1 pseudogene is annotated in these 522 nt (G+C 60.9%); it reads right to left on the bottom strand.

What is annotated here, in order from left to right:
* Window positions 1–390, bottom strand: a pseudogene (locus tag EN939_RS39315) (hypothetical protein); the annotation flags it as partial.
* Window positions 391–522: the final 132 nt, after the last annotated feature.

Genomic DNA, 522 nt, shown 5'->3' with positions numbered 1-522 from the left:
TTTGATGGCCTTGCCCTGGTATTCGACCGTCCAGCGCCCGTCGCCGTGGCTGGCGAGCCTGTCGATGGCGAAGCCGACGTCCACCGGCCTGTCCCGCCACGGAAGCTCGATGGCATTCTTCCTCAAATCGAGTGCCCATCGCCTGTAGTCGGTCCCGGCACGCTGGGGCGGCAGCACCCCAGCCTGTTCGAGTATCTTCCTGCGGAAGGTCGGCTGCTTCTTGAGCTGGCCTGTCGTCAGCTCGATGCGATGCCCACGGAATTCGACATGCCAGCGGATCCTCCCATTGCCGAAATACTTAACCAGCCTGTCGATGACGAACTCGCCATCGGAGAGCGTCACGCAGCCTTGGCTGATGCGTTCGAGAATGTACTGGCTATCAGTGAGCATGACGCGGCCTCGTGCAGGAACCCTTCATGAAGCTTCGCTAAGGCGCACGCAACGACCGGGCAATCTCGCCTTTCATGATTCCGTCGCATAGACACCGATGACGCGTCATATCGCTCGCGCGCTCATCCTGAC

The sequence above is a fragment of the Mesorhizobium sp. M7A.F.Ca.CA.002.05.1.1 genome (assembly GCF_003998335.1).
In the GTDB taxonomy this organism is placed as follows: Bacteria; Pseudomonadota; Alphaproteobacteria; order Rhizobiales; family Rhizobiaceae; genus Mesorhizobium.
Note: the sequence above shows the minus strand (reverse complement) of the source record. Positions and strands in the feature narration are given on the sequence as shown.